This window comes from Yinghuangia sp. YIM S09857 (assembly GCF_051388915.1).
Taxonomy (GTDB): Bacteria; Actinomycetota; Actinomycetes; order Streptomycetales; family Streptomycetaceae; genus Yinghuangia.
Genome location: NZ_JBPKBH010000008.1, coordinates 53,457 through 76,845, shown reverse-complemented (window position 1 = coordinate 76,845; position 23,389 = coordinate 53,457). Strand labels below are relative to the sequence as shown.

The window sequence follows — 23,389 nt, the reverse complement described above, 5'->3', positions numbered from 1 at the left end:
CACTGTGCAGTCGCTTTCCTATCATGCGGAACGCTTCTGCCGGACGACGACGATCGGGCCACCGTATGACGGACGGGATCCACAGGTCATGGTTCCACGACAGGAGGAATCCCCGAAGCAGCCCGCAATACACCAGACTTGAGACCCAGGCCCTGAGAGATGCCCTGCACACCGCCGTCGGCGCGGTGCGGCGGGCTCTGCGCGACACGCCTTCGCAGTGGCGCTCGGGTACGGCGTACAGCCGCTTCCTCGGCCAACTCGCCGGCTACGGCATCGTGATCGGTTTGCGTGACGGACTCCTCGACATTCCGGACGAGTTGGCGTCGTCGTCGGCATTCGGGCAGGTGTGGGCCACACGCACGACCCTGCACCATCTGGTGCGGGATCTCGCATCGGACGAGGAACTGCGCGCGCTCGTCGGCAGCGACGAGTCCTTCGCGGACGAACTGGCCGACGACCTCGACCGTATTGTCGCCGAGGTGCAGCTTCTGGGGACGGATGCGGTCTGGCGCAAGCACGTTGCCGAACCGCTGGCGCGGCTGGACGAGTTGTGGCTTTCTGCGATGCGTGCCGTCCTACACCGCGACCCGGCCGCCGCGGATCTGCTCGCGTGCCTGGACGCGGTGCTGCCCTCCGCATCGGGCAAGCCCATCCCCCTGGACCCGCCCGCCTTGTGGCTCACGGGCCTGCGCACCCGAATCATCGAGGGTGACATCGCTTGGGAGTTCAAAGAGCCTTGTGTGTCACGGCAGTTGCCGAGGGAGACGGCGGGGGAATCGCCGCGCCTGGCGCAGCTTGCCGCGGGCGGGTCCGATGGCATGCCGGCCAATCCGTGGCTGGGGCTCGGCACATCCGCCGTCACCGCGCTGCCGCCGCGCGCGGTCGCCAGGGCCGTCGAGTTCCTGTGGGACTGGACGAGGCGGTTGTGCCTGCGCCTGCACACGCATGTGGCGTCCGGCGTCGCGCCGGCCATGGTGGCGATCTACTGGGAGGCGGTCGCGCGCACGCTCGCACTCCTCACACCGCACGCGTCCGAGCCCGGCGCCCGCCGTGTGCCCGCCGAGCCGGCCGCCCGCGCCGTGTGGGTCGAACCCGCAGTGCCGGTAGGCCTGTCCGCCGCTCCGTCGCCCGCCGCCAGGCGCCTGGTGGCCCCCGTCGCCACCGGCCCGACGCCCCCGAAACCCGTCGCGGCCCCGCCGGTCGCCACCGTGCCTGGCCCGCCTCCGCTTCGTGCGGACCCGTCGCCGCCTCCCGCCGCTCCGGCCTCCGAGCGTGCCCCGGTCCGGCCGCTCGCAACCGCCGACCCCGTCGTGGGACAAGCCGCCACTGTCCCGGTGAACTCGGACATCAGATGCGTCCTCGAAACCATCGCCCGCACGTTGCCCCCGATTTCGGCCACACCCGAGCGGCGCCTGCGGCAGACAGCGGGCAGGCAGCGCCCCTGATCGTCCCTGTGTTGTGGGCACCGCACTGACGCTCCGTCGCCGAAGTTCCGTGCGTGATGCCGCGCGCGGGTGACGGACTCCGCCAGTAGGTGGAAGCCGCCTCGGCCCCAAGGCACATGCGATGGCGAAGTCTCGCCACACGTTCGATGCCTTGCCTCGTCACCGGCCGACGACGACACCACCCCCCCCGCACGATGAAGCCGGTGTCGACCGCCGCCGACGGTCGCCGCACCGCGGACCGCAGGCGCTGAGCGACGGGCCCGGAGTCGCCGTCAGGAGCCGGAGATCGGACGCGGTCCCAGGCTCGCGCGGTCTGCGGCGGCCTTGCCGTGCGTCCAGCCCTCCTCGTCGCGGATGCGGACGCGGTGTGTCGTCAGGTTGGGGAACATCTCCTCCGCGGCCTCCTTGACCGCGACTTCGCGGGCCGCGAGGACGGGGAGGAGCGCGTCGTTCGAGGGCTCCGCAAGGGAGTTCGCGCCGCCCGAACCCGAACCCGAACCCGAACTCGCAGCCGCATTCGCCGCGTCGCGTGCGGCCTCGCGCTCGGCGCGCAGCGCGGCCGCCGCCAGGCGTTCGCCGATGCGCCCCGCGTACGCGATCAGGAACGACTGCCGGAAGTCGCGTGATCCGGACCGGTTGCGCCCGCCTCGGGCCCGGCCGCCCGCCCGCGTCATGGCCGCGGTGGCCTGGACGAGCAGTGAGGTGTACAGGAGTTCGACCGCGTCGAGGTCCGCCGCGAAGCCGATGACCGTGGAGAAGCCGAAGTCGGGCGACCAGACCGTGCGGCAGCGGTTCGCCTCGGCAACCGCGTCCAGCAGCATGGCCTTTGCCTCGTCGTAGGGTGCGTCGACGCCGACCCGGATCGCGGTGGGTCCGCCCCCGGACCCGGCTGCGGATCCCCCACCGGGGCCCGCCGCGAGCAGCGCCGCGTCGATGCTGTGCCGGGCCATCAGCTCCTGGGCCTTCGCGGACAGCGCCTCGGCCTCCTCCGGGAACTCGGTCGACTCGGCCTTCGCGAGCAGCGCGCGGATGCGCCCGAGCATGCGCGGGGCCTCGCCGCCGACGGTGGCGCCCGGTTCGGGGGCGGCGGCCGCCGCCTCGGCGTGCAGCGGCACGATGCCCGGAAGCCGGGCCAGTACCCGCAGAACCTCCAGCACATAGCCCGCACACTCGAAACGGGTCACGTTCATCCGCGCGGCCAACCCGGGGAGGTAGGTGTCGTCGCCGTCCCACCATACGTCCGCGCCCAGTTCGCGCACCTGCCGCTGCCATCGCGCGCCGCGTGCGGCCGCGGATTCCCGGCGCTGCGCCGCGGCGACGATGTCGACCGCGATTCGGGTGTGCCGGTCGGCGGGACGCTCGGCCGCGAAGGCCCGGTCCACCATCCGCACGGCGTCGGCGGGCTGCCAGCCGCGCGCCCAGCAGCCGTCCGCGACGCGTTCGGCGAGGGCGAGGTAGGCCCGGCTCATGTCCGGCCACCGCGCGGCCGATTCGGCCAGCCGCGACGCTCCGGAGTCGACCGCGAACTGCACGGCGTCCTCATCGGGTGCGCCGATGAGGTGGTGCAGGATCTCGTCCAGGAGAGCGGTGGGCATCCGTCCATTGTCCGTCACACACCAGGTACGACCGACCATCACCACGGGAGTACGGGCGCATAACGGGGCAGCCGGGACCGCGACCCGCCGGACCGGGAAATACCGCGTGACCTTGATGGGCGGACACGGCATGATGCCCACGCCGTCTTCAGGACCGTGCCCGATCGCCGGCCGGTCCCCGCGTCTTGTCCCCGGGGGGTTCCTTTGCTGTGTCCGGATTGCGGTGCGACCTCGACGTTGTCCACGGGGTGCACGAACTGCGGTGGAACCCCGGCCGGTTCGGCGGACGCCACGCCGAACCGGCCGGACGCCGCGGACGACATCGCGGACGACGAGGCCGCGTGGCGCTGGGAGGAGGACCGCGACGACGTCGCGTGGCGTCCCGCCGCCGACACGGTCGGCGCGCTGGAGTCCGCGAAGAGGGCTTCCGGGCTCTGGGACCCGTACGTCCCGCAGCCCGCGCGGCACTGGCAGCTGTGGCAGATCAAGTCCGTGGGGGGCTTGGCCACCGCGCTCTACGCGCTGCTGGGCGTGACGACGGCCGCCACGGTGGTGCTCGCGGTGGCGGCCTTTCGGCGGGCCGGGCTGGTGGAGGACTTCGCGGACGACCCGTTCGGCTCGGTCACGCTCGCCGAACTCGAATCGGCCGACGACTTTGTCATCGCCGCCGCGCTCTTCCACGTCGTCCTGTTGACCGCCACCGGGGTCGTTTTCGTCATCTGGTTCTTCCGGGCGCGCAAGAACGTCGAGTTGTTCGGTTTGCACCAGCCGTCGTTGGGCCGGGGTTGGGCGATCGGCGGCTGGGTGTGCCCGGCGGTCAACCTGTGGTTCCCGGCGCGGATCGCGCACGACATTTGGAAGGGCAGCGACGCCTGGCGGGGCTCGCGGGACAGCGGCAAGCTGTTCGGGCGGAGCGTCCTGATCACGTGCTGGTGGGTCCTGTTCATGGGGATGTGGGCGCTGACAGAGTTCAGCGACTTGATGGCCGGGAGTGACGGGGAACGGGACAGCGCGGACGACATGGACGACTTCGTGTTCGCGGACCGCCTCAGCGGCACCGCCGAACTGCTCATGGCGCTTTCCGGGGTGTTCGCGATCATGCTGGTCCGCCGAATCACCGCCTTGCAGAACGAGCGCACCGCGCAACTGTGGGCCATGAGCGGCCCCCCGGCGACGTGGGGCACGCCACCCGTCGCATGGTCCCCGGGCGGCTTCCCGGTCCCGCTGCCTCCCCAGGCGCCACTACCCCAACAGGCACCGCAGGCTCCGATGCCACAGCAAGCCCCGCAGGCACCGCAGGGACAGCAGTCGACCCAGGCAACGCAGGCGCCACAGGACCCACAGCTGCCTCAAGCCCCGCGGCTTTGACACCGGTCGACGCGGTGTCCGGACAGCCCGCGCTGGCGGCCTGCTCAGGCGCCGTCTCCGCACTTGCCCTGCCGGGCCGCCCGCGGCGAGCGGGGGACGGGGTCGACGTACACCGTCCCGTCGACGGTCACCACCGGGTAGGTCCGCAGCGTGCGGCATGCGAACTCGCCCGACGACTTGCCGGTGTCGACCCGGAAGACCGTGCGGTGCGAGGGGCATGTCACGGCGTCGCCGTTCACCGTGCCGCGCGACAGCAGCGCTCCCGCGTGCGGACAGCGGTCCTCGAACGCGTGCACCGTGCCCCCGTGCCGGAGCACGGCGATGGGCGGACGGTCGTGCACCCGGCGGACCGCGCCCTCGGGCACGTCGGCGAGCGAGCCCAGGCGTACGGCGCCCTCGGGGACCGCGGCGGGCGCGGCCGCGGCCCGGGCGGCGCCGGAGCGGTCCCGGCGGAACGGCACCTTCATATCGGGCAGGGTAGGCATACCTCATCGCGAAAGACAGGCGATCGGTGATCGAATTCACCCGCGTGACCTGCCCCACCCTTCCGGCGCGGACCTCTTCTGACGTACCGTCAGCTCGGCATGTTGTGCCCGTCGTGCAGGCGCGGATGACAGCGGCCGGGTTGGCGAACCATCTCACGTGGAGGGCACGTGTCTGATCCGATCTACGACGCCAAGACGCTCTGGGAGCTGGTCGAGCGCCGCGCCGCGGCGTCGCCGGACACCCCGATGCTGCTCGACCCGGAGGACCGCAAGGTCACCTTCGGTGAGTTCAAGGCGTGGGCGGAGCGGGTCGCGGCCGGCTACCACGCGCTCGGGATCACCGCCGGCACACGCGTGACCTGGCAGTTGCCGACCCGCATCGAGTCGATCGTGGCGGCCACGGCGCTCGCGCGGCTCGGCGCCGTGCAGAACCCGATCATCCCCTTCTACCGGGAGAAGGAGGTCGGTTTCTGCCTCCGCCAGACCGAGGCCGAGTACTACCTGACCCCGGGCACCTGGAAGGGCTTCGACTTCGTCGCGATGGGCGAGGCGCTGGCCAAGGACGTGCCGGGCGGCCTGACCGTGCTGACCGCGTACGACGACCTTCCCGAGGGCGACCCGGCCACGCTCCCGCCCGCGCCGACCGACGGCGACGGGGTGCGCTGGCTGTACTACACGTCCGGCACCACGTCCGACCCGAAGGGCGTGCAGCACACCGACGGCACGCTGATCGCGGGCGGCATCGGGCTGGCGAAGGCGCTCGACATGTCGGAGACCGACGTCGGCTCGATCGCCTTCCCGTACGCCCACATCGCCGGTCCGGACTACGTCAACACGCTGCTGATCACCGGCTTCCCGGCGGTCATCATCGAGACCTTCGACCCGGCGGGCGTCATCCCGGTGTACGCGCGCCTCGGCGTCACCATGGTCGGCGGCTCCACCGCGTTCTACGTCGCGTTCCTCAACGAGCAGCGCAAGCAGCCGGGCGTCAAGATCATCCCGACGCTGCGCATCGTCTCGGGCGGCGGCGCGCCCAAGCCGCCGGAGCTGTTCCGCGAGGTCGTCGACGAGATGCAGGCCGTGCTGTGCCACGGGTACGGCATGACCGAGTGCCCGATGATCGCGCAGGGCGGCCCGAACGACACCGAGGACCAGCTCACCTACAGCGAGGGCAGGCCGGTCTTCGGCATCGAGGTGCGCATCGTCCGCGCCGACGGCTCGCTCGCCGGTCCGGACGAGGAGGGCGAGGTCCGGCTGCGCGGTCCGATGGTGTTCAAGGGCTACACCGACCCGGAGCTGACGAAGGACGCGTTCGACGCGGACGGCTTCTACCACACGGGCGACCTCGGCAAGCTGCGCGCGGACGGCCACCTGTCGCTCACCGGGCGGCTCAAGGACGTCATCATCCGCAAGGGCGAGAACATCTCGGCGCGCGAGATCGAGGACCTGCTGTTCGCGCACCCGAAGGTCGCGGACGTCGCCGTCGTCGGCCTCAACGACCGCGAGCGCGGCGAGCGCGTGTGCGCGGTGGTCGAGCGTCAGCCGGGCGAACCGGACCTGGAGTTCGCGGAGATGGTGCAGTACCTGAAGGACGCGAGCCTGATGGTGCAGAAGATCCCCGAGCAGTTGGAGATCGTGGACGCGCTGCCGCGCAACGAGACGCTGCGCAAGGTGCTGAAGTTCAAGATCCGCGACGAGTACAACGCGAGGCCCTGGACGCCGCAGCGGTAGCGGGGATTCGCGTACGGGAGCCTGCGTACCGAAGCCCGCGCACGGCGGCCACGGGCGCGCAGGTGTACGTGCCGGCGTGCGGGAGCGCGCACAAGCTGAAGGGGCGCCGCGGTGACGACCGCGGTGCCCCTTCGCCGTGCCATGTCCCCGTGCCATGTCCCCGCGCCACAAAGGATTTTGCGGCAAATGTCCCTCTTGTCGTCCCGATGATCAGGAACGCCACGCCTCCACGACCGCCTCCGCCGTCGTGATGGTCGCCACAGCGCTCAGCGTGTTGGCGAGCACCGCTTCGGCGTATTCGGGTGGGAATCCCGCCACCGCGTCGCGCGGAACCACGAACTGGAATCCGGCGTTCACGGCGTCCATCGCGAAGTTGAGCATGCCGACGTTGAGCGAGACGCCGACGCCGACGACCGTGGTGACGCCCAGGTTCCGGAGCACCGACGCAAGGCCGGTATCGGCCATTGGCCCCAGTCCGTGATACCTCGTCAGCACCAGGTCGGAAGGCGCCACTTCGATGCCGTCCGCGACCTCCGCGGCCGCCGATCCGGGCGTGAGCTGCACGGATGCCTTCGCCGCGGCCCCGAACATGCGGGCGTTCCGGTTCGCGCCCCGGCCGTCCTCGCGGCGCAGCGCGAGGCAGTGCAGCACCGGGACCCCCGCCGCCCGTGCCGCACGGCACAGTTGGTCGATGGCCGGAATCAGACCCTGCGTGTGCTCGGCCAGGGCGGGGAGGACGGCGTCCTTTCCGATCACCCCGTTCTGGCATTCCTGGGTGACCAGCGCGGTCGTCCCGGGGGCGAGCAACGTACCCGGATCGATTGCCATGTGAGTCTCCTGACTGACCATCGGCTTGCTGTTGCCTGCGGGGAGAGATTACGCTAAATCTGACGGTCCATCAGATTCAGTCCGTAGCGGTCCATCAGATTCAGTCCGTAGGAGGGGCCGATGAGCGCCAACCTGCCCGAGCAGGACGTCACCGAGGCCGGCAACAGCTTCGGGGAACTCCCGAAGATCATCAGTGTCGATGACCACGTCATCGAACCGGCGCACCTGTTCGAGCGTTGGCTGCCGGCCAAGTACCACGACCGGGGTCCCAAGCACGTCCAGACGGGTATCGGGCAGCTCGAGTACACCGGCGCCAGCTACAAGATCACGACCGACCCCGACGGCCCGCTCGCGGACTGGTGGTTCTACGAGGACCTGCGCTTCCCGTACAAGCGCAACATCGCCGCCGTCGGCTTCAGCCGCGACCAGATGACGCTTGAGGGCATCACCCGCGAGGAGATGCGCCCGGGGCTGTACGACCCCAAGGAACGCCTCAAGGACATGGACATCAACCATGTCGAGGCCTCCCTGTGCTTCCCGACCTTCCCGCGCTTCTGCGGCCAGACCTTCTCCGAGGCGAAGGACAAGGAGGTCGCGCTCGCGTGCGTCCGGGCGTACAACGACTGGATGGTCGAGGAGTGGTGCGGTGACTCGGGCGGCCGCCTGATCCCGCTGATCATCATCCCGCTGTGGGACGTCGACCTCGCCGTCGCCGAGGTCGTCCGCAACGCCGACCGCGGCGTGCACGCGGTGTGCTTCTCGGAGATCCCCGCGTTCCTCGGCCTGCCGAGCATCCACACCGGTTACTGGGACCCGTTCTTCCGCGTCTGCGAGGAGCGCGAGGTCACCATCAACATGCACATCGGGTCGTCCTCGACGATGCCGGCCGCGTCCCCCGACGCGCCCGCCGCGGTGCAGGCGAGCCTCAGCTTCAACAACGCGATGGCGTCGATGGCGGACTTCATCTTCGCCGGCATCCCGGCCCGCTACCCGCGCCTGAAGCTGGCGTACTCCGAGGGCCAGATGGGCTGGATCCCCTACGCGCTGGAGCGCATGGACGACGTGTGGGAGGAGCACCGCGCCTGGGCCGGCGTCGGCGACGGCCTGCCCGAGCGCCCGTCGTTCTACTTCCACCAGAACATGTACGCGTGCTTCTTCCGCGACCAGCACGGCGTCAACTCGATCGACGTCATCGGCGTGGACAACGTGACCTTCGAGACCGACTACCCGCACGTCGACTCGACCTGGCCGCACACCAGGAAGGTCGCCGAGGAGCACCTCGCGGGGCTCGACGCGGAGACGGTCTACAAGATCATCCGCGGCAACGCGATCCGCATGCTCAGCCTGGACTACGACAAGTAGGTCCCGGCGCACTCGGGCGGCCCACCACGACGCGCACGTGAAGCGTCCGGTGGGCCGTCTCCGGGTATTTGACCAGTCGTCATTTGATTGGCCGTCAGATCTAGACTCCAGGCGACAAGACCAGGGGTACTTCCAAAGGGGTAGAGGCGTGGGTATCTGCGAGGGACGCGTTGTCATCGTCACCGGTGCGGGGGGCGGCATCGGACGCGAGCACGCACTGGCGTTCGCCCGCGAGGGCGCGCACGTCGTCGTCAACGACATCGGCGCCTCGCGGCAGGGCGACGGCCGTTCGCCCGGCCCGGCCCAGCAGGTCGTCGACGAGATCGAGGCGATGGGCGGCAAGGCCGTCATCAACGCCGACGACGTCGCCGACTGGGAGGGCGCGGCCCGCCTGGTCAAGACCGCGATCGACACCTTCGGACGCCTCGACGTCCTGGTCAACAACGCCGGCTTCCTGCGCGACCGCATGCTCGTCTCGCTGAGCGAGGACGAGTGGGACCAGGTCGTGCGCGTGCACCTGAAGGGCCACTTCGCCACCATGCGGCACGCCGCCGCGTACTGGCGCGAGCAGGCCAAGGCGGGCAACCCGGTCGACGGCCGCATCATCAACACCAGCTCCGGCGCGGGCCTGATGGGCTCGGTCGGCCAGGGCAACTACGCCTCGGCCAAGGGCGGCATCCTCACCCTGACCCAGATCGCCGCCGTCGAATTCGGCCGGTACGGCGTCACCGTCAACGCGATCGCCCCGGCGGCGCGCACCCGCATGACGGAGGAGGCCATGCCCGACATGGTCGCCGCGCCGACCGACGGCTCGTTCGACTTCTACGACCCCGCGAACGTCTCGCCGCTGGTGGTCTGGCTCGGCTCCGCCGAGTCCAAGGACGTCACCGGCCGATGCTTCGAGGTCGAGGGCGACAAGGTCTCCGTCGCGGTCGGCTGGCAGCACGGCCCCGAGGCCCAGGCCGGCCGCCGCTGGAACCCGGCCGAACTGGGCCCCGTCGTCGCCAAGCTGATCGACGAGGCGCCGACCCCCACGCCGGTCTACGGCGCCTGAGCGCCGCCTTAGCCGAGAAAGGCCGGGAGACGACCATGGACCTGAGGTACACCGAGGCGGAGGAGGGCTTCCGCGCCGAGCTGCGCGCGTGGCTCGACGAGGCGCTGCCCAAGCTGCCGCCCAAGCCGGACCGCAACGACTGGCCCGGTCGCCGCGCGTACGACACGACGTGGCAGCGCATGCTCTTCGACGCCGGGTACGCCGGCATCCACTGGCCCGTCGAGGCCGGCGGCAAGGGCGCGACCCCGACCGAGCACCTGATCTTCCTGGAGGAGACCGAGCGCGCGGGCGCGCCGTACGTCGGCGCCAACTTCGTCGGCCTGCTGCACGCCGGCCCGACGGTCAACGCGGCCGGCAACGAGGAGCAGCGCCGCAAGTACCTGCCGGGCATCCTGTCCGGCGAGGACGTGTGGTGCCAGGGCTTCTCCGAGCCCGGCGCGGGTTCCGACCTCGCGTCGCTGCGCACCCGCGCGGTGCGCGACGGCGACGACTACGTCATCAACGGGTCGAAGATCTGGACCTCGCACGCAGAGGTCGCGGACTACTGCGAAATGCTCGTCCGCACCGACCCGGAGGCGCCCAAGCACAAGGGCATCACCTGGCTGATCGTCCCGATGGACACCCCCGGCATCACCATCCGCCCGCTGGAGACGGTGATGGGGACCTCGGAGTTCGCCGAGGTGTTCTTCGACGACGTGCGCGTGCCGGTCGCGAACCGCGTCGGCGAGGAGAACGACGGCTGGCGCGTCACGATGGTGACGCTCTCGTTCGAGCGCGGCACCGCGTTCGTGAGCGAGGTCGTCGCCTGCCAGCGCCTGCTGCGCGAACTGGCCGAGCTGGCCAAGAAGGTCACCCGCCGCGACGCCACCGCGTGGGACGACGTGGCGCTGCGCCGCGAGCTGGGGCACCTCACCGCCGAGTTCGAGGCGCTGTGGGCGCTCACCAAGTGGAACGTCTCCGAGGCCGCGCGCTCCGGCGTCCCCGGCATCGGCGGCTCGGTGTTCAAGCTGCGCTTCTCCGAGACCAAGCAGAAGGTGTACGAGCTGGCCCACCGCCTGCTCGACCGCGCCGCGCTGGTCGTCGAGGACGTCGCGGGGCTGCCGAGCGGCGACCTCATGGACGAGCGGTTGTCGTCGCTGTCGTACACGATCGCGGCCGGCACCTCGCAGATCCAGCGCAACATCGTCGGGGAGCGCATCCTCGGCCTGCCGAAGGAGCGCTGATGGACTTTCAGCTGAGCGAGGACCAGCGCGACCTGGCCACCGGCGTGCGCGAGTTCTGCGAGGGCCGGTTCGACCGCGACCGCATGCGGGACCTGGTGGACAAGAACCGCGTCCCCGGCATGGTCGACAAGAAGCTGTGGGCGGAGCTCGCCGAGACCGGCTTCTTCTCGCTGCGCGTCGCGGAGGACGAGGGCGGCGTCGGCCTCGGCACCGCGGAAGCCGCGCTGGTCTACGAGGAGGCGGGCCGCGCGCTGCTGCCCGGTCCCCTGGTCGCGACCCACCTGGCCGCGTCGCTGGGCGGCGAACTGGGCGCGGGCGCCGCGTCCGGCGCGCTGGTCGTGGGCCTCGTGGACGGGGACGCGTCCCCGATCCTCGTCGAGCACCTCGACGTGCTGGACGTGCTGCTGGTGCTGGACGCAGACGGCGTCCGCCGCGTTTCGCCCTCGGCGGTGACCGGGACCGCGGTGCGTTCGCCGCTGGACCCGTTCACGCCGCTGCACCACGTGGAGGCGCTGCCCGAGGGCGAGTTGGTCGCGGACGCCGAGACGGCCGCCCGGCTCCGCCGCGAGGGCGCGGTGCTCACCGCGGCGGTGCAGCTCGGCATCTCCGGCAAGCTGACGGAGCTGACCACGCAGTACGCCAAGGAGCGCGAGCAGTTCGGCCGCATCATCGGCAGCTTCCAGGCGGTCAAGCACCTCTGCGCCGACATGCTGGTGCGCACCGAGATCGCCCGTGCGGCTGTCTACGCGGCCGCTGTGACGCTCGACGACCCGGTCGTGGGCGACGCGGCGGTGGCGGTGCCGACCGCCAAGCTGATGGCGGACGACGCGGCCACGCGGAACGGCAAGGACGCGACGCAGGTGCACGGCGGCATGGGCTTCACCTGGGAGGTCGACGTCCACCTGTACCTGAAGCGGGCCTGGGTCCACGCGACGCAGTTCGGTTCGGCCGAGGAGAACGAGGAAGCCCTCGCGGCGACGCTGTGAGATGAGACCGCCCCCGTGTGCCGGGGCGGCTCCGGTGCGCAAAGGTCGAAGGCCCGCCGTCCGGCGGGCCTTCGATCGTCTTGCATCTCGTGCGCCTCGTCCAAACCCACCGGTTTCCTGAGAGAATCCCGCCGTCCCAAACCACGGTGCGGCCTGAGGCCGACCGTTCACAGACGAGGCTTCAGCCGATGGATCCGTTGGCTCCCACCGACCCCGAACGTGTCGGGTCCTATGTTCTGTTGGGGCGCCTCGGCGGTGGCGGGATGGGACAGGTGTACCTGGGGCGTTCGCCGGGTGGGCGGCCTGTCGCGGTGAAGCTCGTGCACACCGCGCTCGCGGCCGATGGTGACTTCCGGCGCCGGTTCGCCCAGGAGGTCGAGGCGGCCCGTTCGGTGGGGGGCTTCTACACCGCGCCGGTGGTGGACGCGGACCCGGACGGTGATCCGCCGTGGCTGGTGACGGCGTACGTTCCGGGGCCGTCGCTGCACGACGCGGTGGGGTCGTCGGGGCCGCTGCCGCCGGGCACCGTGCGCAGCCTCGGTGCGGGGCTCGCGGAGGGGCTGGCCGCGATCCACGCCTGTGGCCTCGTCCATCGTGATCTCAAACCGGCCAACGTGATCCTCGCCGACGACGGGCCGCGCGTCATCGACTTCGGCATCGCGCGGGCGCTCGGCGGGTCCGAACTCACGGTCACCGGAACGATGGTGGGCACCCCCGGCTTCATGTCGCCGGAGCAGGCGATGGGGGAGACCGACATCAGCACCGCGAGCGACGTCTTCTCGCTCGGCTCGGTGCTGGCCTTCGCGGCCACCGGCGAAGGGCCGTTCGGCGGCGGCTCGATCGCCGGGATCGTCTACCGCATCGTGTCGGGGCAGCCGGACCTCACACGCCTCCCGGACGAACTGCGCGAGGTCGTCACCGCCTGCCTGGTCCAGGAGCCGTCCGGGCGCCCGAGCCTGGACGAGGTGACGGACGCGCTGACGCACGGGCGCGAGGCCACCGACATGTTCACCCCGGGCTGGCTGCCGGCGACGGTGCCGTATCTGGCGTCGGACGCGGTGCGCGCGGCGACGGTCGTCGTACCGCCGTCCGATCCGACGCGGGCCGTTCCGCCGCCGCCGACGCCGGGGTCGGTCCCGACCGCGCCGCCGACCGAGGTGACCGTGGCGGTGCCGCGGGGAGACCGTACGCTCACCGCTCCCGCAGGCGGCGAGGCCATGCTCGAACACCCGGGCACGCGGGAGCAGGTGAGCACTCGCGATTCCGACGGGCCCGCCAACCCGTCCCGCCGCCGCATGATCATCGGCGCGGCCGGGTTGGCCACCGCCGCGGTAGCCGGTGTCGCGGCCTGGGCGGCCCTTGGTGGTGACGACGACAAGCCCGCGAAGCCGCCGACCTCACCCGCCCCGCAAGCCGGCCTGCTCGCATGGCGGTTCCCGACCGCGGGAACCGTCCTGTCCTATCCGCGAGTTGCCGGTGACGTCGTCTACGCCGCGAGCAACGACGGGACTTTGTACGCCGTGAACACCGCGGACGGCACCGAGCGTTGGAAGTTCCGCACCTCGGCGGCGATCGGCTCCGCCCCGTTCGTCGTCGGCGGCGTGGTCTACCTCGGCAGCGACGACGGCAAGCTGTACGCCGTCGACGCCGTATCGGGGCTGGAGCGCTGGTCGTTCCCGACCGGGGGCATCGTCCACTCGCCGGTCTTCAGCGGCGGCATCGTCTACGTCGGCAGCGCGGACGGCAACCTCTACGCCGTCAACTCCGACGGCAAGGAGCGCTGGCGCTTCCCGACCGGCAACGACACGCACTCCGCGGTCATATCCGGCGACGTCGTCTACGTCGGGTGCAGCGACACCAACCTCTATGCAATTGAGGCGTTTTCGCCAACCAAGAAGTGGACCGCCCCGACGCGCGGAGCCGTCTCCGGCTTTCCGGTCGTCGACAGCGGCGTCGTCTACTTCGGCAGCACCGACGGCATGCTGTACGCCGCGAACGAGGCCGACGGCCGCCAGCGTTGGACGTTCGCCGGAGTGGGCCCGCAGGCGGGCCCTGTCGTCACCGGCGGCACCGCATACATAGGCGGCGGCTCCAACGTCTATGCGGTCAACACCGGTTCGGGCAAGGAGACCGGCCGGTACGCCGCCGCGGGCGACGTGGGCCGCCCGGCCGTCGCGGCGGGCGTCCTGTATGTCGGCAGCAAGGACCAGAACCTGCATGCTGTTGACGCGGCCACGATGCAGCCGAAGTGGAAGTACGCCGCGCCGGGTGCGGTGCAGTCTCCGGCGGTTGCGGCCGACCGGGTCTATGTGGGGGTGGACGACAACACCCTGATCGCCGTCGCCATTTAGGCGGGCGAGGAGGCGGCCTGCGTGGCTCCGGCCGCCTCCGGCCGCTCGCGCAGCAGCAGGCCCGCGGTGAACGCGACCGCGAGGGCGGTCAGCCCGTGCACGCCGAACGCGGTCGGCGTCGAGCCGTCCTTGCTCAGCACGACCGCCATGTCGCCGGCCGGGACGAAGGCGATCGCCGCCATCGTCAGCCCCAATGCTTTGCGCTGCCCCGCGAACAGCAGCGTGAGCATCACCAGCCCGAAGCCGATGTCCCGGACGCCCTTGACGGCAAGGAACCCCTCTCCCCGGCCTTCCGGCCAAGTCGGCAGTCCGAAGCCTTCGGCGGTCGCCACTGGCGCGACCAGGTAGCTGACTCCGACATAGAAGATGAAGACGCCACCGATTGCGGCGAGGACGGTGGCGAGGCGCTTCATGGTCATGGCGAGGCTCCTGAGGGTCTTGTGGGGTGTGGGACGGGATGGAAGGGGGAGGAACGCGCTTTGTACGCCGCTCAGTTGGAGCCGCGTATCGCACGCATACGGCGGACGTACGACGGACGGCCGACGAGGCGCCACAGCAGCCGGGCGAAGCCGGGCAGTCCGGCGAGCATGTCGGCGCGCTCGGCGGGCTCGGCGTCCTCAAGGACCATGCCGAGGAAGAAGAGCAGCTTGGGCTTGGGGGTCGCGGCGAGGAAGTGCTCGCCGAGGGCGTTCCACTCGTGTGCCGTCAGGTGCTGCGCGGCGAGCGGCAGCAGCGCGGTCTCCTCGTCGTCCATGTGCGCGGTGAGGACGGCGTGGTGGTCGGTGAGCGCGGCCGCCAGGGCGTCCCGCTCGGCCTCGCCCGCGGTCGCCTCCCAGGCCGGCAGTGCGGCCTCGGCGCGGGCCAGGGTCTCGGCCACCCGCTCGTGCTGGGCCTCCATGCGCAGCACCACGTCGGCTCCGAGATCGACGCGGCCGAGCAGCACGGGCCACAGCAGCTCGTCCTCGCCGTGGTGGTGGTTGTGCAGTCCCAGCCGGTAGTCGCGGAAGTGGCCGGCGAGGACGGCGGCGCGGGCCGTGTCGCCGGGCGCGACTGCCGCGACGAGCCGGGCCAGCAGCCGCGACTCGCGGCGCATTCCGCGGTGGACGATGACCATCGAGTGGGTGTCGGGACGGTCGGCGGCGGGGGTCTGGGTGGTGCTCGTGGTTTCCATGTCCTGAAGCTTGGCCGGGGGCTCATGGAGGGGACTTGGAGACGACTTGGAGCCTGACTTGGCGTCCGGGTCGGCGTCCGGGTTGGTGTCCGACTTGGGCCGGAAGTCGTGTCTGCTTCCCCTCAGTGGCCTGCGCGGCGCGCGCACTTGCCCCTGCCTCGCGAGCCCCTTCAACCCTGCTTCCCACTCCCGCGCGCCCAACCCTCCCCATTCGCCGTCGCACCTGTGCAGGCTGCATTGGCCCGGCCCGGACGTCCCCGGGCCTCCCGCAGCCGTGTGCGCCAGTGCCCGCGTGCTTCAGCCCCGCATGCTTCCGCCCCATCCGGCCCCTGCGCACCGACCTCCCGCCGCTCCGGTGCGGCATCGTCCCCGATGGCGGCTGATCTTGCCCGTCTAGGATGGCCGCGCGATGGTGTGCATACGCGTGCTCGGCTCCCTGGGCGCCGAACGGGACGGTCGGGCCGTGCCGCTCGGCGGACCTCGCCAGCGTTCCGTGCTCGCCCTGCTGGTCGCCGCTCGCGGCCAGGTCGTGTCCGTCGACCGGATGATCGACGACCTGTGGCAGGGCGCGCCGCCCGCCCAGGCCGTGACGTCCCTCCAGGCGTACGTCTCGAACCTCCGGCGGCTCCTGGAACCCGGCCGAGCCCCGCGTACCCCCGCAAAACTGCTGGTCAGCGCGGCGCCCGGGTACGCGCTGCGGCTGCCGGACGACGCCGTCGACGCGTGGCGGTTCGAGCGCCTGCTCCACGACGCACGCGCACGCCTCGCCGCCGACGAACCCGACACCGCACGCCGGTTGCTCGCCGAGGCGCTCGAACTGTGGCGCGGGCCGGCGTACGCCGAATCCGCCGACGAGTCGTGGGCCGTCGCCGAGGCCGCCCGCCTCGACGAACTCCGGCTCGTGGCCCGCGAACTACGCACGGCCGCCGAACTGCGTTGCGCGGATCCCGCCGCCGCGGTCCCCGAAGCCGAGCTGCTGACCCGCGACGCCCCGCTGCGCGAAGAGGGCTGGCGCCTGCACGCGCTCGCCCTGTGGGCGACGGGACGCCAGGCCGACGCGCTCGGTACCCTCCGCCGCGCCCGCTCCGTGCTGGCCGCCGAAGTGGGCCTGGACCCGGGTCCCGCGCTGACGGCCCTCGAAGCGGCGATCCTCGCCCAGGACACCGGCCCGCTGCGTGAGGCCACGGCACCGGCCGCCCGCGAAGTCCCGGGTCCCGAGGCGCTCGGTATTCCGACTCCACCTCAACCGCCCGCATCGTCAGGCAACCCGGACCTGTTCGTCGGCCGGGACGCCGAACTGGACCGACTCGTCTCCGCAGCCGATCGTGCCCTCGCCTCCGGCCCGGGCCTCGCACTCGTCACCGGTGAGGCGGGGCTTGGCAAGTCGGCGCTGCTGCGCGCCTTCGGCGACCATCTGGAACGCATCGGCTGGCTCGTCGCGTTCGGCCGCAACACGGACGCCGAGGGCGCGCCGCCCGCGTGGGCGTGGGTGGAGGCGTTGCGTACGGTGGCCGCTGAACACCCGCCTCCGGAAAGCACGTTGCGCGTGCTCGCGCCCCTGCTGTCCACCACGTCCGAGCCCGATCCGCGTACCGACGAGGACGTCGCCGTCGGCCGCTTCCGCCTGCACCGCGCCGTCTGGCAGTGGCTTGCGGATGCCGCTTCCACGCGCCCGCTTGCGGTCATCCTGGACGACCTGCACTGGGCGGACCCCGAGACCGTCGCGTTGCTCGCGGGCCTCGCCGATCTGCCGTCCGCCACACCGGTCATGGTCGTGGCCGCGTACCGCCCCGACGAACTCGACGGCCACATCGTCGACGGCCTCGCCGCCCTCGCCCGCCGTTCGCCCCTCCGCCTGCCGCTGACCGGGCTGTCCTCGACCGCCGTGGCCGAAGTGGTGGAAGCCGCCGGCGGCAAGCCGGTCGACGCCGACACCCTCTCCGCGCTCACCGAGCGCACTGGCGGCAACCCCTTCTACGTCCGCGAATCGGCGCGACTGATGGCCGGTGAGGGGGCGTTGGTCGCACTGTCCGACGTGCCCGAGGGGGTCCGGGACGTGCTGCGCCGCCGTCTCGGCAGGCTCCCCGAACAAGCCGTCGCCGTCCTGCGACTTGCCGCAGTCGCCGGTCGAGAGGCCGATGTCGAGGTCCTGATCGGCGCGGCCGACACCGACGAAGACGGCGTCCTCGGGGCGCTGGAGACCGGTCTGGTCGCCGGGCTGCTCGTCGAACCCGCACCGGGCCGCGTGCGGTTCGTCCACGCTCTCGTACGCGACACCCTCCTCGCCGACCTGTCCCGGCTGCGCGCGACCCGCATGCACGCCCGGATTGCCGCCGGCCTCGAAGCGCACACGCCCGGCGATGTCTCCGCACTGGCCCACCACTTCGCCGCCGCCGCGTCCTCGGCCACTGCCGCGAAGGCGGTTGCCTACTGCGTGCGCGCCGCCGACCTCGCCGAGACCCGCTACGCGTACGACGCCGCGGCGTGCACGCTCGCGGACGCGCTGGCGTGCTTCGAGCGCATGCCGCCCGCCCACGACGGCGACCGTGCCGTCGAACACCTCGAACTCCTGGGCCGGTTGCTGCGCGCACAAGTGCGCGCCGGGGCGGTCACGGACGCACGTGAGACCCGGCGCCTCGCCATCGAGCGCGCCATGGCGGCCGACCGCGACGACCTCCTGATCCGCGCCTTCACGGCCTGGACCGAGCCGACCCCGTGGCAGGCCCGCCCGTACGGCGGAATCGACGAGCCCGTCGTCGCGCACCTGCGCCGCCTCCTTGCGGCACCGGACCACGATCCTGCCGTCCGCTGCCGCCTGTTGATCGCGTACGCGGGAGAGCTCTCGGACCTGAAAGACCCATCCGTCCGAGCCGCGGCCTCCGAAGCCGCCGCCCTCGCCGACGAGATCGGCGACCCTGCCCTCCGCGCCCAGGCACGCGCCGCGCTCCTGCGCGAGTACGACCCGGACGGCGAATGGCAGGAGACGGCTCGTATCGGCGCCGAACTCGAATGCCTCGGCATCGAGCACGACTTGCCCGTCCACCGCTGGAACGGCGGTTTCGCCCTGGCCATTTCGGCAGCCGTGGCGGGAGACCCCGCCGCCACCGCCCGCCACGTCGACGAGTGCCTGCGCCTCGCCCGCGCGTACCGCATGCCCGGCCCGATCGCCGTCACCGAATGCGCGGTCGCCACCCTGGCACACATCGAAGGTCGCACCGACGAAGCGGAACGCTTCTACACCGAGGCAGCCGCCCAGATGGCCCGCCAGGGCTCACCGCACGCGGACGGTTACCTCCTCGCCGCCGTCGCCACCATCCGCGCCGGCCAAGGCCGCCTCGCCGAACTCGTCCCGCAGGCCACCCAACTCCACGCCAAATACGGCCCCTTCGTCGCAGACCTGCTCGCAGCCACCCTCGCCGCCGCGGGCCGAACCGACGAGGCCCGCGCCATCCTCACCAAGGCCGGGCCCCTCCAAGCCGACTTCCTCTTCATGGTCTTCGCGACGTTCCGCACCATGGCGATGGTCGCCACCGACGACCCCACCGGAGCCGCCGAGCTCTACGACGCACTCCTCCCGTACGCCGAAGCCTCCCCGGCCGCCTCCGGCATCAGCCTCGCCATCCCACCCGTAGCCGCCACCCTCGCCGACCTCGCAACCCTCCTAGGCCACCCCACCGAAGCCGCCACCCACCGCACCCGAGCCGCAGCCATAGCCGCCCACTGGAACACCCCCCTCACCGGCTGGGTCACGCACCCGTGAACTCGTATGCCAACTCGTGCAGGTGCCCCACCTTCGCCATTACCGCGTTCAGGACCATCCCTGAACACCACCCTGAACAATCCGCCCTGGTCACGCCCCCTTCCTCCGACCTACCGTGACGATGGCCCGGCTCGGACCGAGCCGTCGCGGCAGGTGACAACGGGGGCGGTCCATGAGGTGGGTGAGCGGCCTGCTCACGGTCGTGGTGGCGGCAGCCGGCATCACGACCGTGCAGCTTGTGACGGCACCCCGCGCGGTGGCGGCTCCCGAGGTGTCCGTCTCGCCCGAGCGCGTGCGCGAGGGCGATCCGGTGACCGTCACCGGCACCGGGTTCACGTCCTGTCCGGCGAACACCCTTGCCCTGTACGTCGAGTCCAGATCGGGCGCGGTCGGATGGACGTACAGCCGCTCGGTCGTCGCCATCGGCGTCCCCGTCGACCCGGCTACCGGGGCGTTCACCACCGCCATCCGGGCGCCCCGCGTGCGCTACGACTCGGGGGCCGACAACCTGAACGACGCGATCGAGACCACGGAACCGATCAACACCCTCGACGTGCGCTGCGAAGGGCCGGACGACACGACCACCACCGGCACCTCGCTCGCCGGCCGCCCGCTCCACGTCGACTTTGCCGCGACCCGCGTCGCCGAGGTCTCGACACGCGCCGACCGTCCTGCCGAACTCACCGCGCGCAACCTCATCGTCGCACCGAAGACCGCCAAGCCCGGTGACACGGCGCGCATTTGGGCAGACATCACGTGCGGCTTCTCCAACAGCAGCAACCACGCGCACGTCACTCTCGACGGGCACGAGTGGTACCGCTTCACCGCGGGGGTCGCGGCGCCGGACTCGACGGCCAGGCGCCCGGAGCACACGTACGTCGAACTCCTTGTGCCCACAACCTCGCGCCCGGGCCCGCTCGACGTCGAAGTCGCGTGCGAAGAGCAGGGCGGCGACGTGGTCGACACCCGCACGGCACTGGCAGCCGTACTGGACGTCCAGGATCCGGCTGCCGCGCGGCCGTCGCCGTCCCCTCCGGCCTTGCCCGCACCGGCCACATCCCCGAGCCCCGCGCAGGCACCCGGGGCCCCGGCCGCACCCTCACCGCCGCGCGCGAGCCTGGACGCCGAACGCCCCAACTCGGCCGCCGCGTTGCCGTCCGTCCGCGACGTCTTCGACGACTCGGCCCGCGTCGCCGTCGTCGCGGGGGCGTCCCTCGTCGCGCTGCCCCTCGTCGCGTTCCCCGCCGATCTGCTGAACCGCACGATCGAGGAGAACCGCACCCGCATATGGCGGGCCTTCCACCCCGGGGGCCGGCGTTCACGCGGCGCTCCACGCCGACCGAGCCTGCACGTGATCGGATTCCTCCTCCTCTCCACGCTGTTCGCCCTCGCCGTCGAACCTGGACTCGGCCTCGACGCCCGCGCCGCCGTTCTGCTCCCGGGCGTCGTGGCCGCCGTCGGATTGTCGGTGCTGGCCTACTCGTTCAGTGCCGAGCTGTACCGGCGCCGCGTCTCCCGCATCCGGGCGTTCCCCACGCTCATGCCCGGCGCGCTGTTCGCGGCCGTGTGCCTCGGCGTGATCTCCCGCGCCTGCGACCTCGCGCCCGGCTACGTGTACGGCCTCATCCTCGCGTTCCCCGCCGTCGTACCGCGCGGCCTGCGGCCCCGCGACGAGGCCCACGCCGTCTCCCTCGGCGCGAGCCTCCTGCTGGCCCTGTCGGTGGCCGGCTGGATCGGCACTTCGCTGCTGCGCGACGCCATGGGCCGGGCTCCTGGTACGGGGGTGCTGATCGCCGAGAACATCTGCGCCCAACTGTTCACCGCGGGGGTGACCGGCCTGATCGTGGGACTGCTTCCCCGACGTTCCTCGACGGCCGGGCGCTGTGGCAGTGGAGCCGACCGGTCTGGGCAGTCCTGTACGCGGCCGCGCTCTTCCTCTTCGCCGCGACCCTGCTGGACCCGGCCGGCACCGGCGGCGGTGTCACCCCCGGGCTCTACATCCGCGCCCTTGTCGCGTTCGGTGCCTTGTTCGTCGTGTCGGTCGCCGTCTGGTCCTACTTCCGGTTCACCACCGACCCGAACGCCCGCGCCGCCAACGTGCCGTGAACAAGCTGTGAACAGCCGGCCCTGTTGTTCAGATCGACATGGCATTCACGCTGATCGCATCTGTCGGTGCATAGAGGGAGGCTCGGTGTTCGGACGCGATCGGCGTCGGTGCATATGGGGGACGGCATTGGTGCTGTCGGTACTCGTCACGGCCGGTTGCGGCGGCGATTCGCCGTCCGACGGACCGGGTGGGGCAGGGGGAGCGGTGGCCGCGGCGGAGGAGCATGTCGACTGGTTCTTCAGCGTGAAGGGCGTCCGGTTCACCACGGCACCGACGGTCGAGCAGGGTGTGGTGTACGTCGGGGCGCAGGACGGCACGGTCTTCGCGATCGACGTGGCGACGGGCAAGGAACGATGGAGGTTCGCCGCAAAACACGCGCTCGGCGGCGCCCCCGTCCATTACGAGGGCATGGTTTTCGTCGTCGGCGACCGCCTGTACGCGATCGACGCCGAGACGGGGCAGCAGGTGTGGGACTTCGCGGGCCGCCCCGAAAGCACCGTGGCGGCGATCGCCGGCAAAGTCTTCGCATCCGATCCGAAGGGCGACCTGCATGCGCTCGACGCACGAACCGGCACGGAAGACGACGTCGATCTGGGGCAGCGCAACGGCGGGAAGGTGAACCAGGTCCACAGCACCCTCATCGTCCTGCCCGACGGCGGCGGTGTGTCCGCGTTCAGCCCCTTCGACGCGAAGTGGCTGTGGCGTATCGAACACGAACCCGTTCTGCCCCCGCCTGCCGTCGGGGACGACAGGATCTTCTTCGCCACGAGCGACGGACGGATCGTCATGCGGGAAGACCGGCTCATGGGGGACCAGGAAGACTGGGACGTCGACCCGGGGAAGCCCTTGTCGCCTCCCGCGGCCGACGACGACCACGTCTACGTGACGACCGGCGACGGCCAGTTGCGCGCCCTGGACACCGAAAACGGCACCCCTGCCTGGTCGTTTCCCACCGGCGGGGGCCCCTCCGCGCCGGCCTCGGTCGGCGGCATCGTCTACGTGGGCGACAATAAGGGCATGTTCTTCGCCGTCGACGCCGAGACCGGGCAGCAGAAGTGGGCGGTGCCGGTGGGCGGTTGGGTCGAGCAGGCAGCGGTGGTCGAGTCGGGCGCGATCTATGCGACGGTGACCCCCGCCGGGAACGGCAAGACGGGTGGCGTGGTGGTCCTGAACCCGGTGTACGGCGGCAAGGTCATCTGAGTCCGGGCCCGCCGCCCCGAGACACGTTCGGCGGCGCCGTCGATGCGGATCGTCGCATCGACGCCGCTGCTCGACGCGACGGACGCGGCTTCGGGCGCGCCTCGACGCGCGCTACTGCGCGTACGGCTGGACGTGTGCCGGTCCCGCCGGAGACGCGCCCATAGACAGCCAGGGCGCATGCGCCGTCCTTTGTCCGGTGCGGCCGGTGGTCAGCCGGTTCCAGAACTATGGTTACGCCAACTCGTGGGAGTGCCGGGCCTGATCAGCCGATCCGCGTATCTCGATTCCTCCACCATCGGCGTGTGGCGGCGCCGCGTCCGACATTCTGAAGCCATGGTGTCGAAGCCCGGTGGGAGAGCCGGTCGGCCGCTGGATCCCGGGGACGGGCCGCTGGCCGCGTTTGCGTTCGATCTGGTCGCGCTGCGGCAGGCGGCAGGCCTGACCGTCCAGGAGGTGGCGCGGCGCGGGTTCATATCGAAGGGCTCCGTGTCGATGGCCACGAAAGGCGTCGCCCTTCCCACGCTGGCGATGACGCTCGCGTACGTCCGTGCATGCGGCGGCGACGAGGAGTTGTGGACCGCCAGGTGGACCGAACTCGATTCCGGGCGCGACTCGTCCGTTCCGGACACCGCCCCCGAGGTCGCCGCCATTGACTCCGTTCCGACTCCCGCACCCGCATCGAACGCGGAATTCGTCGCGCCGCGCGGGCCCGCCGCGCGACGC

16 protein-coding genes are annotated in these 23,389 nt (G+C 71.6%); 11 read left to right on the top strand and 5 right to left on the bottom strand.

Going from position 1 to position 23,389, the window contains the following annotated elements; all coding sequences use genetic code 11:
* Positions 1 to 65 precede the first annotated feature (65 nt).
* Positions 66 to 1,445: a hypothetical protein gene (locus ACRX5S_RS18830; RefSeq protein WP_436774140.1), complete on the top strand. Its 1,380-nt coding sequence runs from the start codon at positions 66 to 68 to the stop codon at positions 1,443 to 1,445.
* Between the two features lie 272 nt (positions 1,446 to 1,717).
* On the opposite strand, the gene ACRX5S_RS18825 is transcribed toward ACRX5S_RS18830, so the two are convergent.
* A complete protein-coding gene (locus ACRX5S_RS18825; RefSeq protein ID WP_436774139.1) occupies positions 1,718 to 3,040 on the bottom strand; it encodes a DUF2786 domain-containing protein in 1,323 nt (440 codons plus the stop codon).
* A gap of 237 nt (positions 3,041 to 3,277) precedes the next feature.
* On the opposite strand from ACRX5S_RS18825, the gene ACRX5S_RS18820 reads away from it, so the two are divergent.
* Positions 3,278 to 4,408: a DUF4328 domain-containing protein gene (locus ACRX5S_RS18820; protein WP_436774138.1), complete on the top strand. Its 1,131-nt coding sequence runs from the start codon at positions 3,278 to 3,280 to the stop codon at positions 4,406 to 4,408.
* A 44-nt stretch (positions 4,409 to 4,452) separates the two neighbouring features.
* Here ACRX5S_RS18820 and ACRX5S_RS18815 read toward each other — a convergent pair whose 3' ends face one another.
* On the bottom strand, positions 4,453 to 4,875 hold the full coding sequence (locus ACRX5S_RS18815) for a Rieske (2Fe-2S) protein (RefSeq protein WP_436774137.1): 423 nt from the start codon (positions 4,873 to 4,875) through the stop codon (positions 4,453 to 4,455).
* A 186-nt stretch (positions 4,876 to 5,061) separates the two neighbouring features.
* On the opposite strand from ACRX5S_RS18815, the gene ACRX5S_RS18810 reads away from it, so the two are divergent.
* Positions 5,062 to 6,624, top strand: coding sequence for a class I adenylate-forming enzyme family protein (locus tag ACRX5S_RS18810; protein WP_436774136.1), 1,563 nt, complete (start codon positions 5,062 to 5,064; stop codon positions 6,622 to 6,624).
* A 210-nt stretch (positions 6,625 to 6,834) separates the two neighbouring features.
* Here ACRX5S_RS18810 and ACRX5S_RS18805 read toward each other — a convergent pair whose 3' ends face one another.
* Positions 6,835 to 7,452, bottom strand: a complete 618-nt coding sequence (locus tag ACRX5S_RS18805) for an isochorismatase family protein (RefSeq protein ID WP_436774135.1) — start codon at positions 7,450 to 7,452, stop codon at positions 6,835 to 6,837.
* Positions 7,453 to 7,572: 120 nt separating this feature from the next.
* Here ACRX5S_RS18805 and ACRX5S_RS18800 point away from each other — a divergent pair, with 120 nt between their 5' ends.
* The 5 genes from ACRX5S_RS18800 to ACRX5S_RS18780 all read left to right on the top strand — a co-directional run bounded on the left by ACRX5S_RS18800 (position 7,573) and on the right by ACRX5S_RS18780 (position 14,428).
* On the top strand, positions 7,573 to 8,814 hold the full coding sequence (locus ACRX5S_RS18800) for an amidohydrolase family protein (protein ID WP_436774134.1): 1,242 nt from the start codon (positions 7,573 to 7,575) through the stop codon (positions 8,812 to 8,814).
* Positions 8,815 to 8,962: 148 nt separating this feature from the next.
* A complete protein-coding gene (locus ACRX5S_RS18795; RefSeq protein ID WP_436774133.1) occupies positions 8,963 to 9,868 on the top strand; it encodes an SDR family oxidoreductase in 906 nt (301 codons plus the stop codon).
* A 35-nt stretch (positions 9,869 to 9,903) separates the two neighbouring features.
* A complete protein-coding gene (locus ACRX5S_RS18790; RefSeq protein ID WP_436774132.1) occupies positions 9,904 to 11,091 on the top strand; it encodes an acyl-CoA dehydrogenase in 1,188 nt (395 codons plus the stop codon).
* Positions 11,091 to 12,077 (top strand): acyl-CoA dehydrogenase family protein, encoded by a 987-nt coding sequence (locus ACRX5S_RS18785; protein ID WP_436774131.1) that lies wholly within the window; start codon positions 11,091 to 11,093, stop codon positions 12,075 to 12,077. The genes ACRX5S_RS18790 and ACRX5S_RS18785 overlap by 1 nt, the downstream gene beginning before the upstream one ends.
* Before the next feature lie 188 nt (positions 12,078 to 12,265).
* A complete protein-coding gene (locus ACRX5S_RS18780; protein WP_436774130.1) occupies positions 12,266 to 14,428 on the top strand; it encodes an outer membrane protein assembly factor BamB family protein in 2,163 nt (720 codons plus the stop codon).
* On the opposite strand, the gene ACRX5S_RS18775 is transcribed toward ACRX5S_RS18780, so the two are convergent.
* Both ACRX5S_RS18775 and ACRX5S_RS18770 read right to left on the bottom strand, forming a co-directional pair.
* On the bottom strand, positions 14,425 to 14,847 hold the full coding sequence (locus tag ACRX5S_RS18775) for a DUF4267 domain-containing protein (protein ID WP_436774129.1): 423 nt from the start codon (positions 14,845 to 14,847) through the stop codon (positions 14,425 to 14,427). The genes ACRX5S_RS18780 and ACRX5S_RS18775 overlap by 4 nt on opposite strands.
* A gap of 71 nt (positions 14,848 to 14,918) precedes the next feature.
* Positions 14,919 to 15,599, bottom strand: a complete 681-nt coding sequence (locus ACRX5S_RS18770) for a hemerythrin domain-containing protein (protein ID WP_436774128.1) — start codon at positions 15,597 to 15,599, stop codon at positions 14,919 to 14,921.
* Positions 15,600 to 16,008: 409 nt separating this feature from the next.
* Between ACRX5S_RS18770 and ACRX5S_RS18765 the strand changes: the two genes are divergently transcribed.
* The 3 genes from ACRX5S_RS18765 to ACRX5S_RS18755 form a co-directional block, all read left to right on the top strand.
* Positions 16,009 to 19,359, top strand: a complete 3,351-nt coding sequence (locus ACRX5S_RS18765; RefSeq protein WP_436774127.1) for a BTAD domain-containing putative transcriptional regulator — start codon at positions 16,009 to 16,011, stop codon at positions 19,357 to 19,359.
* Between the two features lie 172 nt (positions 19,360 to 19,531).
* On the top strand, positions 19,532 to 22,666 hold the full coding sequence (locus ACRX5S_RS18760; RefSeq protein ID WP_436774126.1) for an FGLLP motif-containing membrane protein: 3,135 nt from the start codon (positions 19,532 to 19,534) through the stop codon (positions 22,664 to 22,666).
* A gap of 333 nt (positions 22,667 to 22,999) precedes the next feature.
* On the top strand, positions 23,000 to 23,389 hold a 390-nt coding region (locus tag ACRX5S_RS18755), incomplete at its 3' end, for a helix-turn-helix domain-containing protein (protein WP_436774125.1).

Excerpts from the sequence above, each read along its gene's own strand:
- ACRX5S_RS18780 (WP_436774130.1), top strand. The coding sequence starts at position 12,266 with ATGGATCCGTTGGCTCCCACCGACCCCGAACGTGTCGGGTCCTATGTT.
- ACRX5S_RS18770 (WP_436774128.1), bottom strand. The coding sequence starts at position 15,599 with ATGGAAACCACGAGCACCACCCAGACCCCCGCCGCCGACCGTCCCGAC.
- ACRX5S_RS18785 (WP_436774131.1), top strand. The coding sequence starts at position 11,091 with ATGGACTTTCAGCTGAGCGAGGACCAGCGCGACCTGGCCACCGGCGTG.
- ACRX5S_RS18830 (WP_436774140.1), top strand. The coding sequence starts at position 66 with ATGACGGACGGGATCCACAGGTCATGGTTCCACGACAGGAGGAATCCC.
- ACRX5S_RS18800 (WP_436774134.1), top strand. The coding sequence starts at position 7,573 with ATGAGCGCCAACCTGCCCGAGCAGGACGTCACCGAGGCCGGCAACAGC.
- ACRX5S_RS18790 (WP_436774132.1), top strand. The coding sequence starts at position 9,904 with ATGGACCTGAGGTACACCGAGGCGGAGGAGGGCTTCCGCGCCGAGCTG.
- ACRX5S_RS18775 (WP_436774129.1), bottom strand. The coding sequence starts at position 14,847 with ATGACCATGAAGCGCCTCGCCACCGTCCTCGCCGCAATCGGTGGCGTC.
- ACRX5S_RS18760 (WP_436774126.1), top strand. The coding sequence starts at position 19,532 with ATGAGGTGGGTGAGCGGCCTGCTCACGGTCGTGGTGGCGGCAGCCGGC.
- ACRX5S_RS18765 (WP_436774127.1), top strand. The coding sequence starts at position 16,009 with ATGGTGTGCATACGCGTGCTCGGCTCCCTGGGCGCCGAACGGGACGGT.
- ACRX5S_RS18815 (WP_436774137.1), bottom strand. The coding sequence starts at position 4,875 with ATGAAGGTGCCGTTCCGCCGGGACCGCTCCGGCGCCGCCCGGGCCGCG.
- ACRX5S_RS18825 (WP_436774139.1), bottom strand. The coding sequence starts at position 3,040 with ATGCCCACCGCTCTCCTGGACGAGATCCTGCACCACCTCATCGGCGCA.
- ACRX5S_RS18805 (WP_436774135.1), bottom strand. The coding sequence starts at position 7,452 with ATGGCAATCGATCCGGGTACGTTGCTCGCCCCCGGGACGACCGCGCTG.